Origin of the sequence: Actibacterium sp. MT2.3-13A (genome assembly GCF_018139985.1) — a bacterium.
Classification (GTDB): Bacteria; Pseudomonadota; Alphaproteobacteria; order Rhodobacterales; family Rhodobacteraceae; genus JAGSOU01.
The window spans coordinates 55,814-71,329 of record NZ_JAGSOU010000014.1; the positions used below are offsets into that span (position 1 = coordinate 55,814).

Here is a 15,516-nt window from a genome sequence, read left to right on the forward strand (position 1 = left end):
TCAACTCTCCCGGCGGTCCCGCCAGATCTGATATGACACCACCAGCGCCCAGAAGAACGCCGCCAGCGCCGCAAGGTCGAACAGGAAGACCAGGCGCGTGGGCCAGCCCAGCCGCCCGCCCAGGGCCTGCGCCCCCATCCACAGCAGCATCGTCGCCGCGATGACGATGGCCACCATCCGCGCCTTGCGCGCGGTGGCCCGGGCCTTGTCCTGTGGCTGCTGCCTGTTCATGCCTTCCCCGTCGCGCCGGTTTGGCGCCCTGTCTCAGTGTCGCGGCGTCAGTAGACGTCGCCCTTCTTCACCTTGTCCGCGAATTCGGTCGTGCCGCCCGCGGCCAGGGTTTTCGCCTGCTCCACCCAGCCGTCGCGCTGAATGCGGCCACGGAACTTGAGCCGGTCGTCGACCCAGGCGATCTCGGCCTCGGTCCAGGCGGCGATCTGGTCGAAATGGTAGACGCCCAGCTCGTTTAGGGTCTGCTCCAGCTTCGGCCCGACGCCCTTGAGCTGCTTGAGGTCATCCGCCCCGCCGGCGCGCGGCGCGGCCAGCAGAGACGGTTCCGCCCCGGCCGCCTCGGCCGGGGCCTCGGCCCTGGCCGGCGCCTTTTTCGGCGCGGTCTTCTTGGCGGAGGCTTTCTTGGCGCCCGCGCCCAGCCACGGCGTCAGCAGCGGCACCTCGGTGCCATCGATCCGCTTTACCGTGTCGCCGATATCGGTCGCCAGCTGCGCCGAGGCATTGTATTTCGTGCGGCCGCTGTCGAATTCCTTGAGGCTGGTCAGCCCCGAAAGCGGCTCGGAGGCGTAGCGCCCGTTCTGCGGCCCCGGCACGGGCACCCGGCCCGCGGCCAGTTCGTCGAGGATCTCGCCCAGCCGCGCGGCGGTCAGGTTCTCGTAGTAATCCTTGCCGATCTGGGCCATGGGGGCGTTCGCGCAGGCGCCGAGGCATTCGACCTCTTCCCAACTGAACTTGCCGTCCGCCGACAGCGCATGCGGCTTGTCCGCGATCTTTTCACGGCAGACACCGATCAGGTCCTCGGCGCCGCAGATCAGGCACGACGTGGTGCCGCAGATCTGGACATGCGCGACCGAGCCCACCGGCTGCAGCTGGAACATGAAGTAGAAGGTCGCCACCTCAAGCGCCCGGATATAGGCCATGCCCAGCATGTCGGCGACATGCTCGATCGCCGGGCGGGTCAGCCAGCCCTCCTGCTCCTGGGCGCGCCACAGTAGCGGGATGATCGCGCTGGCCTGGCGGCCCTCGGGATATTTGGTGATCTGCGCCTCCGCCCAGGCCTGGTTGGCCGGGGTAAAGGCGAAGCTGTCGGGCTGGTCGTGGTGCAGTCGTCGAAGCATTAGTTGCTACAGCCTCCAGAGACGTATTTGATGCCACCCTCGTTCGAGGCGTCCTCGATTTCGTGCAGCGCGCGCAACTGGCCCACCGCGGCCTCCAGCAGCGCCTCATCGAAGCCGGTGTCAGCCTCGACGGCCAGCGCCGCCTCCTCGGTATCGACCACGCAGCCGACGGCGACCAGCGCGTCGCGCAGCCGGTCCAGTTCGGCCTCGGCCGCGATCAGGCTGCCCTGTGCGAAGGCCGATGCCGGGGCGAAAGCCGCGAAAAGGACGAGGGATTTCAGGATCTTCATCGGTTCACACTCCGGGTTCAGGCGCGCGGCCGGCGTGGGCCCGAAGGGCGCATGCCGGCCAGACACCGCGTCCGGCACGCAGGGTCTGGGTATGCAGGCGCGCGCCGGTCACCTGTCGATCTCCCCGAACACCACATCCATGGTGCCGATGATCGCGGCCACGTCGGCCAGCTGGTGACCGCGGGCGACGTGATCCATCGACTGCAGATGCAGGTAGCCCGGCGCGCGCAGCTTGGCGCGGTAGGGCTTGTTGGTGCCGTCGGCGACCAGGTAGACGCCGAACTCGCCCTTGGGCGCCTCGACCGCGGCATAGACCTCGCCCGCGGGGACATGGAACCCCTCGGTGTAGAGCTTGAAGTGATGGATCAGCGCCTCCATCGAGGTCTTCATCTCGCCGCGTTTCGGCGGCGTGATCTTGCCGCGCGCCAGCACGTCGCCCTTTTCCACGCGCAGCTTCGCGCAGGCCTGCTTGATGATATGGACCGACTGGCGCATCTCCTCCATCCGGCAGAGGTAGCGGTCGTAGCAGTCGCCGTTCTTGCCCACGGGGATCTGGAACTCGAACTCGTCGTAGCATTCGTAGGGTTGCGCGCGGCGCAGGTCCCAGGCCAGCCCCGAGCCGCGCGCCATCACGCCGGAATAGCCCCAGTCGAGGATCTCCTGCTCGGTCACCACGCCGATATCGGCGTTGCGCTGCTTGAAGATCCGGTTCTCGGTCAGCAGCCCGTCGATGTCGTCCAGCACGCTTGGGAATTCGTCGGCCCACTGGTCGATGTCCTCGATCAGCTGCGGCGGCAGGTCCTGGTGCACGCCGCCGGGGCGGAAATAGGCCGCGTGCAGCCGCGCGCCGCAGGCGCGCTCGTAGAACACCATCAGCTTCTCGCGCTCCTCGAAGCCCCAGAGCGGCGGCGTCAGCGCGCCCACGTCCATGGCCTGCGTGGTCACGTTCAGCAGGTGGTTCAGCACGCGCCCGATCTCGGAATAGAGCACCCGGATCAGCGAGGCGCGGCGCGGCACCTGCGTTCCCGTCAGCTTCTCAATGGCCAGGCACCAGGCGTGCTCCTGGTTCATCGGCGCGACATAGTCGAGCCGGTCGAGATAGGGCAGGTTCTGCAGATAGGTGCGGCTCTCCATCAGCTTTTCGGTGCCGCGATGCAGCAGGCCGATATGCGGATCGGCGCGCTCGACGATCTCGCCGTCAAGCTCCAGCACCATCCGCAGCACGCCGTGGGCCGCCGGGTGCTGCGGCCCGAAGTTGATGTTGAAGTTGCGGATCTTCTGCTCGCCGGTCAGCGTGTCGTCGAATTTGCCGTCCATCCTCTCACCCCTTTACCATGAGGGCGCCCCGGGATGCGGAGCGCAGGCCAATCCGGCCGAGATCGTCATTTTGTCTTGCGATAATCGCGCGGGCCGCCGTGCCGAGGCGCGACAGGCGCCCAGGCGCGTCGTCCTGTTCGGGCTGCAGCGCCGGCGCCACGCCAAGGGGCGCCGCCCTGCCCGGGTCGAGCCGCCAGGCGGCGGGCACCGCGTCGCCGAAACGGGCGGTGACGAAATCATAGACAGGGGCCAGCTTAGCCCGCGCGGCCAGCAGCCAGTCGCGCGGCGCCTCGGCGCTGATCCCGGCAAAGACCTTCTCGTCATAGGTGCCGGGCACGAAGCCCAGCCCGAGGAAATCGCACAGCCGCCGCAGGCTCGCGTCCGAGAACAGTTCTTCGTAGAACAGATAGAGGATCTGCTCGCGCGGGACGGCGGCCTCGAGTTCGGTGATGGTGCGCGCATAGTCCGAGCGGCCAAGGAAGCGCGGATCGTTCAGCCGCGAGAACACCATCTTGTCGAAAGCCGCCTCGCCCGGCGCCAGCCCCAGACGCCGCGCGCGCATCCGCACATGGCTCCAGAGCCGGTCCACCGGGTCGCGCATGATGAAAACGAAGCGCGTGCGCGGATAGCTCGCCGCCATCTCGGCGAAGGCCGCGCGGCCCAGCAGGCTGTAGATCGGGGTGACGTCGCCGAACGCCCTGGCCCCCGGCCGGTCGCCGCGCACGAGACCCAGGTAGTCGCCGCGCCCGCGCAGCGCGGCGAGGGTGGCGCGCAGATAGCCCGCCGGCCGCCCCGCGCGCCGCAGCACCGCCGACAGCGCCGACAGGCGCCGCAGCCCCTGGAAGTGCGGCCGCGCGCCGCCAACCGCGAACTCGCCGTGGAACTTGTTGAAATAGTGGTATTTCTTGAGGGGGCCCGACGACACCTCTGGGTGCTGCGCCAAGTAGCGGTGCAGCCAGGTGGTGCCGGCCTTCTGCGCACCGATGACGAAGAACATCACGTCCCCGTCCGCCTCCGCGCCGCTTATGCCCCGCCCACGCTCCACGCTCAGGACTCCCCGCGCTCGTCGCCGGGGAGGATGTATTCGGCCCCTTCCCACGGGCTCATGAAATCGAACTGGCGGTATTCCTGGACCAGTTTCACCGGCTCGTAGACGACGCGCTTCTGCTCTTCGTCGTAGCGCACCTCGGTATAGCCGGTGGTCGGGAAATCCTTGCGCAGCGGATAGCCGCGGAAACCGTAGTCGGTGAGGATGCGGCGCAGGTCCGGGTGACCCGAGAACAGGATGCCGAACATGTCGAACACCTCGCGCTCGAACCAGTTGGCCGAGGGGTGCACCTCGGTGATCGAGGGCACCATCTCATCCTCGCGCACCGCCGCCTTCACGCGGATGCGGTGGTTCTGGTACATCGACAGGAAGTGATACACCACGTCGAAGCGCGCCTCGCGCTCCGGGTAATCGACCGCGGTGATGTCCACCAGCGTCGAGAACCGGCAGCTCGCATCGGACTTCAGGAACTCGACGAAGCCGGAGATCGAACTGGGGGCGACCTCGACGGTCAACTCGCCCAGCGCGACGTGCCAGCCCAGCACGCAATCGGGTCGCTTGAGTTCCAGATGGGTGCCCAGTTCGCGCAATGCCTCGGTCATGGCTTACCTCACGATCGTGCCGGTGCGGCGGATTTTGCGTTGCAGCTGCAGGATACCATAGACCAGCGCCTCGGCGGTCGGCGGGCAGCCGGGCACATAGATGTCCACCGGAACGATCCGGTCGCAGCCGCGCACCACCGAGTAGGAATAGTGGTAGTAGCCCCCGCCATTGGCGCAGGACCCCATCGAGATCACATAGCGCGGCTCGGGCATCTGGTCGTAGACCTTGCGCAGCGCCGGCGCCATCTTGTTGGTCAGCGTGCCGGCGACGATCATCACGTCCGACTGGCGCGGCGAGGCGCGCGGCGCGAAGCCGTAGCGCTCCACGTCGTAGCGCGGCATAGCGGTGTGCATCATCTCCACCGCGCAGCAGGCCAGGCCGAAGGTCATCCAGTGCAGGCTGCCGGTGCGCGCCCAGTTGATGATGTCCTCGCTCGAGGTCAGCAGGAAGCCCTTGTCCTGCAACTCGGCATTCAGCGCCTGCGTGGCGACCTCGCGGTCGGGGCCGGCGGTGTTGGCAGAGGTGCTTACTCCCATTCCAGGGCTCCCTTCTTCCATTCATAGGCAAAGCCGATGGTCAGCACGGCCAGGAACACCATCATCGACCAGAACCCGACCAGCCCGACCTCCCCGAAGGACACGGCCCAGGGGAACAGGAAGGCGATCTCGAGGTCGAAGATGATGAACAGGATCGAGACGAGGTAGAAACGCACGTCGAACTTCATCCGCGCGTCGTCGAAGGCGTTGAAGCCGCATTCGTAGGCCGACAGCTTTTCCGGGTCCGGGTGACGCACCGCGATGATCACGGCAGCCAGGATCAGAACGAGGCCGAGAGCCACCGCCAGACCCAGGAAGATGAGGATGGGAAGGTATTCGCTCAGCAGTTCAGTCACGGCTTGGCTCCTTTCTCGCGGCCGGCCCCGCCGGGGTCGGTCACGCGTGGTTTACTCCCGGGGGCGGATCGGGTCAACCGAAGGTGACGGCGAAAAAACCCTTGGAATCATGGCACTTCCAAAATTGTATACGACCGTGTGCAAAATGATCCGGTCAGATTGCCGCAGCGCCGAGTCGCCGCAGCTTTTGCCCCCGCGGCTCCGGCAGCCGGCAGAAAGCCTTGCCGCGCGCGGGCTTAACCCAGGCCCCAGCGCGGGCGCCGCTTTTCGAAGAAGGCAGCGATGCCCTCCTGCGCCTCATCGCTGGCCCAGCGCTCCGACAGCTGGGCGATGGAACGGTCGATGACCTCGGCGTCGATCCGCGGCCCGAGTCCCCTGAGCTGCGCCTTGGCCGCCGCCACCGCGCCCGGCGCGCAGGAAAGATAGGGCACAACCTCGGCCTCGATGGCTTCGTCCAGCGTCTCCGGCACCACCGCCTTGGCCAAAAGGCCAAGCGCCACCGCCTCCTCGGCCTCGAAGAGCCGCCCCGACATGTAGACGCGCCGCGCCATCGCCTCGCCCATGCGGGCGGTCACATAGGGGCCGATGGTGGCCGGGATCAGGCCTAGGCGGGTCTCGGTCAGGCCGAACATCGGGCCGCGCACGCCGACCGCCACGTCGCAGACCGCCATCATCCCGATGCCGCCGCCGAAGGCCTGCCCCTGCACCCGCCCGATCAGCGGCTTGGGCAGGGAATTGAGCGCATAGAGCATCTCGGCCAGCTTGCGCGCCGCGGCGTCGCGCTCGGCCGGGCCCTTTGCCATCTGCGCCTGCATCCAGGCCAGATCGCCCCCCGCGCAGAAGCTGCCGCCCGCCCCGGTCAGCACCACCACGCGCACCTCCCGGTCGGCGCCAAGCGCGTGGGCCGCAGCGGTCAGCGCATCCATCAGATCGGCCGACAGCGCGTTGTGCTTGTCCGGCCGGTTCAGCGTCATCACCGCCACGCCGCGCGCATCGGTCTCGATCTTCAGACAATCGCTCATCGTCCGCTCCCGGTATTTTCTTGGAGAATTCTTGCGCCTCAGCCCCGCATGGCCCGCGCCATCTGCGCGGCCTTCTCGATCGCGCCCATGTCGAGCCTGGTCTCGTAGCCCAGCGCCTCCAGATGCGCCGCGACCACCTCGGTCGCCACGTTGCCGGTGGCGCCGTCGGCATAGGGGCAGCCGCCGAGGCCGCCCACGGCGGCGTCGAACACCCGCAGCCCCAGCGACAGCGAGGCGTCGATATTGGCGAGCGCCCGGCCGCCGGTGTCGTGGTAATGGCCCGCCAGCCGGTGCACCGGCACCGCCTCGCGCACCGCCAGCAGCATCCGGGCGATGCTGTCGGGCGTGCCCTTGCCGATGGTGTCGCCCAGCGAGATCTCGTAGCAGCCCATGGAAAACAGCGCCTCGGCCACCTTGGCCACCTGATCGGGCGCCACCGGCCCGTCATAGGGGCAGTCGGTCACGCAGGAGACATAGCCGCGCACCGGCAGGTCGATATGGCGCGCGGCCTCCAGAACGGGTTTGAAACGCTCCAGGCTTTCCTCGATGCTGGCGTTGATATTGGCCTTGGAAAACCCTTCCGAGGCCGAGCCGAAGATGGCGATCTCGTCGACCCTGGCCTCCACCGCGCGCTCGAACCCCTTCATGTTGGGCGTCAGCGCCGCATAGGCCACGCCGGGCGCGCGGGTGATGCCCGCCAGCACCTCGGCCCCGTCGGCCATCTGCGGCACCCATTTGGGCGAGACGAAGCTCGCCACCTCGATGCGCTGGAACCCGGCCTGCGACAGCATGTCAATCAGGGCGATCTTTTCCTCCGCCGGGATCAGGCGCTTTTCGTTCTGCAGCCCGTCGCGGGGGCCAACCTCGAAAATTTCCACATATTCAGACATCGGGCACCTCGTAGAAATCGCGCGTGTAAATCTGCGCCGGGCCATCCTGCTCCAGCGCCTTCTGGAAGGCCGGCCGCGCCGCCAGCCGCTGGTAATAGGCGTCCACCGCGGGCAAGAGCGTGGGCGGCACAAAGCGCCGCGCGATCATCACGCCGTAGCCTACATTGGTGTCCACCGCCGAAAACCCCGAGGGCAGCAGCCAGTCGTGGCGCGCGACCACGCGCTCGATCACCTCCAGCACCTTTTCCAGACGCTTGGCCTCCAGCCGCATCACCGTGGGGCTGCGCATCCAGTCCTCGCGCAGCGTGATGTGGTGCATGGTCAGGTTTGCGAGGTGCTGGCCGATCGTCTCGGCGAAATGCAGCCATTCCAGCCAGTCGGCGCGCTCCTCCTCGCCCGGCAGCCGGCCCAACCCCGCCACCGGGCGGGTCTCGACCAGGTATTCGGCGATGGCGCCGCTTTCGAACAGCACCCGCCCGTCGATCTCCAGCGCGGGCACGCGGCCCGCGGGCGACAGCGCCAGGAAGTCGGGGCTTCGCATCGATCCGTCGAAGAAATCATGGCGCACGGTCTCGAACTTCAGCCCCATCTCATGGAGCAGCCACAGCGTGCGGAAGGACCGGGCCTGCGGGCAGTGATGCAGGCGGATCATGCGGCCTCCTCCTCCTCTTCGTCCTCAAGCCGGATCAGCGCGGCCCCGGCCTCGACCTGGGCGCCCGCCTCGGCCAGCAGCTCGGCCACCACGCCGTCGCGCCCCGCCGTCAGGGTATGTTCCATCTTCATGGCCTCCAGCACGGCCAGCGGCTGCCCCGCCGCGACCGCCTCACCTTGCGCCACGAACACGGCCTTGACCAGCCCCGGCATCGGCGCCTCGATCAGATCGCCGCCCGCGCCCCCCTGCGCGGCGCGGGCCAGCGGATCGGCCAGCGCGAAATGGAAGCCCGGCCCGGAAAAGACGCTGATCACATCGCCCGCGCGCGCCGTGGGCGCCGCGCGGACGCCGTCGAAGCTCCACAACCCGCCCTCGCGCCGCGCCTCGACCGTCGTGCCGCCGATGTCCACCACGTGCCGGTCGGGCCCGTGCGCGGTGATCTCGGCCACGAGCCCGGCCTCGCCGTGGGTCAATTCCACCCGTCGCGCAGCCGGCGCCCAGAGGGTGAACCCGGTCATCGCATCGCCGGCCGAGGTCAGCCCCGCCGCCTCCAGCGCTGCCTGGGCGATCACCTGCGGGGCGGGCTCTGCCGGCACCACCAGCGCGCCGAGGTCGCGCTCGATCAGCCCGGTGTCGACGTCACCCGCGGCGAAGCCCGCATGCCGCGTCAGCGCCGCGAGAAAGGCGCGGTTGGTGACCGATCCGGCCACCTCCGTCGCCTCCAGCGCCCGGGTCAGGCGCGACAGCGCCACCGTCCGGGTCGGCCCGCTGGTGATGATCTTGGCGATCATCGGGTCGTAGAACGGGCTGATCGTGTCACCCGCCCGCACCCCGCTGTCGATCCGCGCGCCCGGCGCAAACCGCAGATGGCTCAGCGTGCCGGTGGCGGGCAGGAACCCCTTCTCCACGTCCTCGGCATAAAGCCGCGCCTCGAAGGCATGGCCGGTGAGCCGGATCTCATCCTGTTTCAGCGGCAAAGGCTCTCCCGCGGCCACCCGCAGCTGCCATTCCACCAGGTCGATGCCGGTGATCGCCTCGGTCACCGGATGCTCCACCTGCAACCGCGTGTTCATCTCCATGAACCAGAAGCGGTCGGGGCGCAGCCCGTCTGAGCCATCCACGATGAACTCCACCGTGCCCGCGCCCCTGTAGCCGATGGCGCGCGCGGCGCGCACCGCGGCCTCGCCCATCGCGGCGCGCATCTCGGCGGTCATGCCGGGCGCCGGAGCCTCCTCGATCACCTTCTGGTGGCGGCGCTGGAGCGAGCAGTCGCGCTCGAACAGATGCACCGCATCGCTGCCGTCGCCGAAGACCTGCACCTCGATATGGCGCGGCTTTTCCACGAATTTCTCAATCAGTACGGCATCGTTGCCGAAGGCCGTGCGCGCCTCGCCCTTCGCGCTTTCCAGGGCGGCGGCGAAATCCGCCGCCCGCGCCACCTTGCGCATACCCTTGCCGCCGCCGCCCGCGACCGCCTTGATCAGCACCGGATAGCCGATCGCATCCGCCGCGCCCGACAGGTGCTCGGGGTCCTGGTTCTGCCCGTGATAGCCGGGCACCACCGGCACCCCGGCCTCCTCCATCAGCTTCTTGGCGGCGTCCTTCAGCCCCATCGCCCGGATCGCCTGCGCCGAAGGCCCGATGAAGGTCAGTCCCGCCTTCTCCACCGCCTCGACGAAATCCGGGTTTTCCGACAGGAAGCCGTAACCGGGATGGATCGCCTCGGCCCCCGCCCGCCGCGCCAGCTCGATCAGCAGATCGCCCTTCAGATAGCTCTCGGCGGGCCGCGGCGGGCCGATATGCAGCGCCTCGTCGGCCAGCGCCACATGGCGCGCCCGGGCATCGGCATCGGAATAGACGGCCACGGTCCGCACCCCCATGGCGCGGGCGCTCTCGATCACGCGGCAGGCGATCTCGCCGCGGTTCGCGATCAGGATCTTCTGAAACATCTTGGCCATGCGCGGGCCACTCCCCTTCTTCTTGGCGAAAATACTCCCGCCGGAGGCGAAAAGTCTTACATCCGGAACACGCCGAAACGCGTCGGCCCGATCGGCGCGTTCAGCGCGGCGGACAGACTCAGGCTCAGCACGTCGCGGCTCTTGCGCGGGTCGATGATGCCGTCGTCCCACAGCCGCGCCGAGGCGTAGAGGGGGTGAGACTGGCGCTCGAACATCTCGATGGTGGGGCGCTTGAACGCGGCCTCTTCCTCGGCCGACCACGTCCCGCCCGACCGCTCGATCGCGTCGCGCTTGACGGTGGCCAGCACGCCGGCGGCCTGCTCGCCGCCCATCACCGAGATGCGGCTGTTGGGCCAGCTCCAGAGGAAGCGCGGCTGATAGGCCCGGCCTGCCATGCCGTAGTTCCCGGCGCCGAAGGAGCCACCCACCAGCATGGTGATCTTGGGCACGCTCGTGGTCGCCACGGCGGTCACCATCTTGGCCCCATGCCGCGCGATGCCCTCGTTCTCGTATTTCCGGCCCACCATGAAGCCGGTGATGTTCTGCAAAAACACCAGCGGCGTGCCGCGCTGGCTGCACAGCTCGACGAAATGCGCGCCCTTCTGCGCGGCCTCGGAGAACAGAACGCCATTGTTGGCGATGATCCCCACCGGGCAGCCCTTCACATGGGCGAAACCGGTGACCAGCGTCTCGCCGAAGCGCGGCTTGAACTCGTCGAAGCGCGAGCCGTCCACGAGCCGCGCGATCACCTCGCGGATGTCGTAGGGCGTGCGCAGGTCGGCGGGCACCACGCCCAAGATCTCCTCGGGGTCATAGGCGGGGTCCTCGGGGCTTTCCCATTTCACCGTGTGCGGCTTTTCGCGGTTGAGGTGACTGACCGCGCGGCGGGCCAGCGCCAGCGCGTGCGCGTCATCCTCGGCCAGGTAATCGGCCACGCCCGACAGCCGCGTGTGCACGTCGCCCCCGCCCAGATCCTCGGCGCTGACCACCTCGCCCGTTGCGGCCTTCACCAAGGGCGGGCCGGCGAGGAAGATCGTCCCCTGCTCCTTCACGATGATGGTGACGTCGGACATGGCGGGCACATAGGCCCCGCCCGCGGTGCACGACCCCATCACCACGGCGATCTGCGGGATGCCCGCAGCAGACATCCGCGCCTGATTGTAGAAGATGCGGCCGAAATGGTCGCGGTCGGGAAAGACCTCGTCCTGCTGGGGCAGGTTCGCCCCGCCCGAGTCGACCAGGTAGACGCAGGGCAGGTTGCATTCCTCGGCGATCTCCTGCGCGCGCAGGTGCTTTTTCACCGTCATCGGGTAATAGGTGCCGCCCTTCACGGTGGCGTCGTTGCACACCACCATGACCTCCTGCCCCTCGACCCGGCCGATGCCCGCGATCACGCCGGCACAGGGCGCGGCGCCGTCATACATGCCATGGGCCGCCGTTGCCCCGATCTCCAGGAACGGCGCACCGGGGTCGAGCAGGTTCGCCACCCGCTCGCGCGGGGGCATCTTGCCGCGGCCGACATGGCGGGCCAGCGCCTTTTCCCCGCCGCCCTGCGCGGCGGCCGCCGCGGCCCCGGCCACCGTCTCCAGCATCGCCAGATGCGCGGCGCGGTTGGCCTGATAGGTCTCGGAACCGGGAAGAACCGAACTGCCGAGTTTCATTTTCCACCTGCCTTTCCGGGATTTCGGACAGCGGCGCCGGGGATCACCCCATCGCCCCCATCAGTTCGCGGCCGACCAGCATCCGGCGGATCTCGCTGGTCCCAGCCCCGATCTCCATCAGCTTTGCGTCGCGGAAATAGCGCGAAACCGGCGTCTCGTTCATGAAGCCCGCGCCGCCCATCGCCTGCACCGCCTGATGTGCGACCACCATCGCCTCTTCCGAGGCATAGAGCACGCAGGCCGCGGCGTCCTGGCGCGTGACCTCGCCCCGGTCGCAGGCCTTTGCCACCTCGTAGGTATAGGCACGGGCCGAGTTCATCTTGGTATACATGTCTGCCACCTTGGCCTGCATCAGCTGGAAATTCCCGATCGGCTGGCCGAACTGCTTGCGTTCCCTGATATAGGGCATCACCTCGTCCAGGCAGGCGGCCATGATGCCGGTGCCGATGCCCGACAGCACCACGCGCTCGTAATCCAGCCCCGACATCAGCACGCGCACGCCCTTGCCCTCCTGGCCGAGGACGTTCTCGAAGGGCACCTCGACATCCTCGAAGATCAGTTCGGCGGTGTTGGAGCCGCGCATCCCCAGCTTGTCGAAATGCGGCGAGGTGGAGAAGCCCTTCATCGTCTTTTCCACGATGAAGGCGGTGATGCCCTTGCTGCCCGCCTCCGGGTCGGTCTTGGCATAGACCACCAGCGTGTCGGCGTCCGGGCCGTTGGTGATCCAGTATTTGGTGCCGTTCAGGGTGTAATAACCGTTCTTCTTCTCCGCGCGCAGCTTCATCCCCACCACGTCGGAGCCGGCGCCAGCCTCGGACATCGCCAGCGCCCCGATATGTTCGCCCGAGATCAACCCGGGCAGGTATTTTTTCTTCTGCTCCTCGGTGCCGTTGAGCTTGATCTGGTTGACGCAGAGGTTGGAATGCGCGCCGTAGGACAGCGAGATCGAGGCCGAGGCCCGCGCGATCTCTTCCACCGCGACCACATGGGCCAGATACGACATGCCGGCGCCGCCATATTCCTCGGGCGTGGTGATGCCCAGCAGGCCAAGCTCGCCCATCTCGCGCCACAGCTCGTTGGGAAACTGGTTGGTCCTGTCGACCTCCGCCGCGATCGGCTTGACGCGCTCCTGCGCCCAGCGATGCACCATGTCGCGCAGCGCCTCCACCTCTTCGCCCAGGTCGAACCTCATCGAATGCATGAACATCGTGCCTACCCTCCCGGGATTATTGAACGCTTGTTCATTTTAAACCGCAACGGCCGAGTCGGGTCAACAGTGCAGATGCCCCCGGCATCCGTGTTAGTGTTGGTTGACACAATTTATTTCAGGGATGGCGGAACACGCAGGAAGGGCCGCAAAAGGCACTTTCAGAGGAAAATGCGCAGGACAGTGCCGCAAGGCTCCATGCCTCGCCGAACGCGGATCAGCGAACCAAGGCGTGATTTCCTGGACGCCAAGAGACGTTCGCCGGGTTGCGGCAGACCGTCGTGAACGGGCTGGGCACCATGCGGCAACGGCCGGAACGATCCCTTGGCGGACGTGCCATCCCGCCACGGAATCGGGGGATCTCGTCCCAGGCCGGCCTTCGGGCGCATTCTTCGCCAGCGGCATATCCGGGTGCGGGACAGGCGATCATCGGATGCCTTGGGTCTCGAATCTTCGCGCCGACCATGCCGCAGTGCGGACTTTCCCTTTCCCTTCGGTGTCGCGTTTCCCGGGCAGCCTCGGCCAAAATCAGCGCATCGGGTCGCCGCCGGATTGTTATTGCTCGGGTTTTCGGCTTTTCATTCGCCGGTCGCCAACAGCCGGAAGGCCAAAACGTTGAAAACCCGCAGTTTCGCCGTCATCGGCCTTGGGACTTTTGGCAGCACTGTCGCCAGCGAACTCGCCCGCTTCGGCAACCCGGTTCTGGGGATCGACACCGATGAGCGGAACGTGAGCCGGCTGGCGGACACCCTCTCCGAAGCGATTATCGCCGACGGGCGCGACGAGGCGGCACTGCGCGAAGCCGGCGTCGGCAACTATGACGTGGCCATCGTGGCGATCGGCGAAGACCTGGAGGCGAACATCCTGTGCACGATGAACGTGAAGTTGCTCGGCGTGAAAACGATCTGGGCGAAGGCATTGAGCCGCACGCATCATCGCATTCTGTCCAAGCTCGGCGCGGATCGCGTCATCCTCCCCGAACAGGAGATTGGCCAGCATATCGCGCAGATGCTGCACAACCCTTTGGTGCGGGACTATGTAAGCCTCGGGAACGGCTATCATGTCGTGGATCTGAGGGTGCCGCCGCAACTCGATGGCAAGCCGATCGGAGATGCCGCCATTTTCAAGAAATACGAGCTTCGTCCTCTCGGCGCGATGCGCGACAGCCAGTTCCTGTCCTGCGAGAGCGGGGACCTGGAACTCCGGGAAGGCGACAAGCTTCTGGTGCTCGGGCGGCGGACCGATCTGCGCAGTTTCGGGGATGACCTGCGCGGCGGGAGCTGAGCCATGGCGCGCAGCTATCCGAAAAGGCGCCCCCCCCACCTGCCGCCCCCTGTCGCCCTGATCCTGATCTACGGGGCCTTTAACGTCCTAGGAGCGGTTCTTCTCAGACTGCCGGTCTCAACCACGGCCCCCATTACATGGTCGGATGCCGCGTTCACCGCGACCTCGGCGGTGACTGTGACCGGGCTGGCCGTTCTGGAGACAGGCGGGGATTTCACATTCTTCGGGCAGATGGTCATTCTCTTCCTGATACAGATCGGCGGGCTTGGCCTGATGACCTTTTCCGTGCTGATCCTGTCCATGCTGGGCCTGCCGGTCGGGTTTGCACATCGCCTGTATCTCCGCGAGGACCTGAACCAGACATCGGCCACCGACCTCATGACGCTGACGAAAATGATCCTGCGGGTCGTCTTGCTCTGCGAATTGATCGGCGCGGCTCTTCTCGCGCTTGTCTTCGTGCCGGAGTTCGGATGGGGGCCGGGCCTGTGGCAGGCGCTGTTCCATGCGGTGTCGGCCTTCAACAATGCTGGATTTGCGCTGTTTCCCGAGAGCCTTACCCGCTGGGTCGGCAATCCGGTCGTCAATATCGTGGTTTCTGCTCTCCTGATACTGGGGGGGCTGGGCTTCACGGTGGCCGCCGACATCTACCGCGTGCGCCGCTGGCGAGGGTTCTCGCTCCATACCAAGCTGATGCTGGTGGGCACGGCCGCGCTGCTGGCCTGGTCCACTCTGGCGTTTGCCGCCATGGAGTGGAACAACCCGGCGACGCTCGGTGCGCTGGAGGTCCCCTCGCGCCTCTGGGCCAGCTGGTTCCAGGCTTCCGTCACGCGGACCGCCGGCTTCAACACGGTCGATATCGGCGAGCTGGCCGACGGCACGACGCTCATGTTCTTGACGCTGATGGTGATCGGCGCGGGCAGCACCTCCACCGGCGGCGGCATCAAGGTCACGACCTTCATCGTGCTTCTCCTGGCGACCGTCGCATTCTTCCGCCGCAAGCCCAGCGTCGATGTGTTCGGACGCCGCCTCGGCGCGGATCAGATCATGAAGGTTCTCGCCCTGTCGATGGTCAGCGTCCTGACGATCCTTTTCGCGCTGTTCATGATGATCCTGTTCCACGAGGGCGAATTTCTCGACCTCGCCTTCGAGACGGTTTCGGCCTTTGGAACGGTCGGCCTCTCTCGGGGGATCACCGGGGAGCTGGATCTCGCCGGGCGCATCGTCGTGATGATCATCATGTTCATCGGCCGGGTGGGGCCGCTCACGCTCGGCTTTCTTCTGGCGACAAGGACGGTGCAGCGGATCGCCTATCCGTCCGCCAGCGTCTACTTGGGATGAATTGA

16 protein-coding genes are annotated in these 15,516 nt (G+C 67.2%); 2 read left to right on the plus strand and 14 right to left on the minus strand.

What is annotated here, in order from left to right:
• The 14 genes from KCI33_RS13195 to KCI33_RS13260 all read right to left on the minus strand — a co-directional run bounded on the left by KCI33_RS13195 (position 1) and on the right by KCI33_RS13260 (position 12,889).
• Positions 1–231 (minus strand): DUF5337 domain-containing protein, encoded by a 231-nt coding sequence (locus tag KCI33_RS13195; protein WP_212525269.1) that lies wholly within the window; start codon positions 229–231, stop codon positions 1–3.
• 47 nt (positions 232–278) lie between these two features.
• Positions 279–1,349 (minus strand): NADH-quinone oxidoreductase subunit NuoE, encoded by a 1,071-nt coding sequence (gene nuoE, locus KCI33_RS13200; protein WP_212525270.1) that lies wholly within the window; start codon positions 1,347–1,349, stop codon positions 279–281.
• Positions 1,349–1,639 carry a hypothetical protein gene (locus KCI33_RS13205; protein ID WP_212525271.1) on the minus strand — a complete coding sequence of 97 codons (291 nt, stop codon included), beginning with the start codon at positions 1,637–1,639 and terminating at the stop codon, positions 1,349–1,351. Before KCI33_RS13205 ends, nuoE begins: the two co-directional genes overlap by 1 nt.
• A 108-nt stretch (positions 1,640–1,747) precedes the next feature.
• The gene (locus tag KCI33_RS13210; protein ID WP_212525272.1) at positions 1,748–2,956 is read right to left on the minus strand and encodes an NADH-quinone oxidoreductase subunit D; all 1,209 of its coding nucleotides are present in this window, start codon (positions 2,954–2,956) and stop codon (positions 1,748–1,750) included.
• 4 nt (positions 2,957–2,960) lie between these two features.
• Positions 2,961–4,001 carry a sulfotransferase gene (locus KCI33_RS13215; RefSeq protein WP_212525273.1) on the minus strand — a complete coding sequence of 347 codons (1,041 nt, stop codon included), beginning with the start codon at positions 3,999–4,001 and terminating at the stop codon, positions 2,961–2,963.
• 2 nt (positions 4,002–4,003) lie between these two features.
• Positions 4,004–4,606: an NADH-quinone oxidoreductase subunit C gene (locus KCI33_RS13220; protein ID WP_212525274.1), complete on the minus strand. Its 603-nt coding sequence runs from the start codon at positions 4,604–4,606 to the stop codon at positions 4,004–4,006.
• A 3-nt stretch (positions 4,607–4,609) separates the two neighbouring features.
• On the minus strand, positions 4,610–5,143 hold the full coding sequence (locus tag KCI33_RS13225; protein WP_212525275.1) for an NADH-quinone oxidoreductase subunit B: 534 nt from the start codon (positions 5,141–5,143) through the stop codon (positions 4,610–4,612).
• Complete coding sequence (locus KCI33_RS13230; RefSeq protein WP_212525276.1) at positions 5,134–5,499, minus strand: NADH-quinone oxidoreductase subunit A; 366 nt, start codon at positions 5,497–5,499, stop codon at positions 5,134–5,136. The genes KCI33_RS13225 and KCI33_RS13230 overlap by 10 nt, the downstream gene beginning before the upstream one ends.
• Positions 5,500–5,735: 236 nt before the next feature.
• Positions 5,736–6,521, minus strand: a complete 786-nt coding sequence (locus tag KCI33_RS13235; RefSeq protein ID WP_212525277.1) for a crotonase/enoyl-CoA hydratase family protein — start codon at positions 6,519–6,521, stop codon at positions 5,736–5,738.
• A 38-nt stretch (positions 6,522–6,559) separates the two neighbouring features.
• Complete coding sequence (locus KCI33_RS13240) at positions 6,560–7,411, minus strand: hydroxymethylglutaryl-CoA lyase (RefSeq protein ID WP_212525278.1); 852 nt, start codon at positions 7,409–7,411, stop codon at positions 6,560–6,562.
• Positions 7,404–8,063, minus strand: a complete 660-nt coding sequence (locus KCI33_RS13245; protein ID WP_212525279.1) for a glutathione S-transferase family protein — start codon at positions 8,061–8,063, stop codon at positions 7,404–7,406. The genes KCI33_RS13240 and KCI33_RS13245 overlap by 8 nt, the downstream gene beginning before the upstream one ends.
• A complete protein-coding gene (locus tag KCI33_RS13250; RefSeq protein WP_212525301.1) occupies positions 8,060–10,012 on the minus strand; it encodes an acetyl/propionyl/methylcrotonyl-CoA carboxylase subunit alpha in 1,953 nt (650 codons plus the stop codon). Before KCI33_RS13250 ends, KCI33_RS13245 begins: the two co-directional genes overlap by 4 nt.
• Positions 10,013–10,077: 65 nt before the next feature.
• Positions 10,078–11,682 carry a carboxyl transferase domain-containing protein gene (locus tag KCI33_RS13255; RefSeq protein ID WP_212525280.1) on the minus strand — a complete coding sequence of 535 codons (1,605 nt, stop codon included), beginning with the start codon at positions 11,680–11,682 and terminating at the stop codon, positions 10,078–10,080.
• Positions 11,683–11,725: 43 nt separating this feature from the next.
• Positions 11,726–12,889 (minus strand): isovaleryl-CoA dehydrogenase, encoded by a 1,164-nt coding sequence (locus tag KCI33_RS13260; RefSeq protein ID WP_212525281.1) that lies wholly within the window; start codon positions 12,887–12,889, stop codon positions 11,726–11,728.
• A gap of 558 nt (positions 12,890–13,447) precedes the next feature.
• On the opposite strand from KCI33_RS13260, the gene KCI33_RS13265 reads away from it, so the two are divergent.
• Positions 13,448–14,173, plus strand: coding sequence for a TrkA family potassium uptake protein (locus KCI33_RS13265; RefSeq protein WP_249139056.1), 726 nt, complete (start codon positions 13,448–13,450; stop codon positions 14,171–14,173).
• A 3-nt stretch (positions 14,174–14,176) separates the two neighbouring features.
• Entirely contained in the window at positions 14,177–15,511 is a 1,335-nt protein-coding gene (locus KCI33_RS13270; RefSeq protein ID WP_212525282.1) for a TrkH family potassium uptake protein, read from the plus strand.
• Positions 15,512–15,516 lie beyond the last annotated feature (5 nt).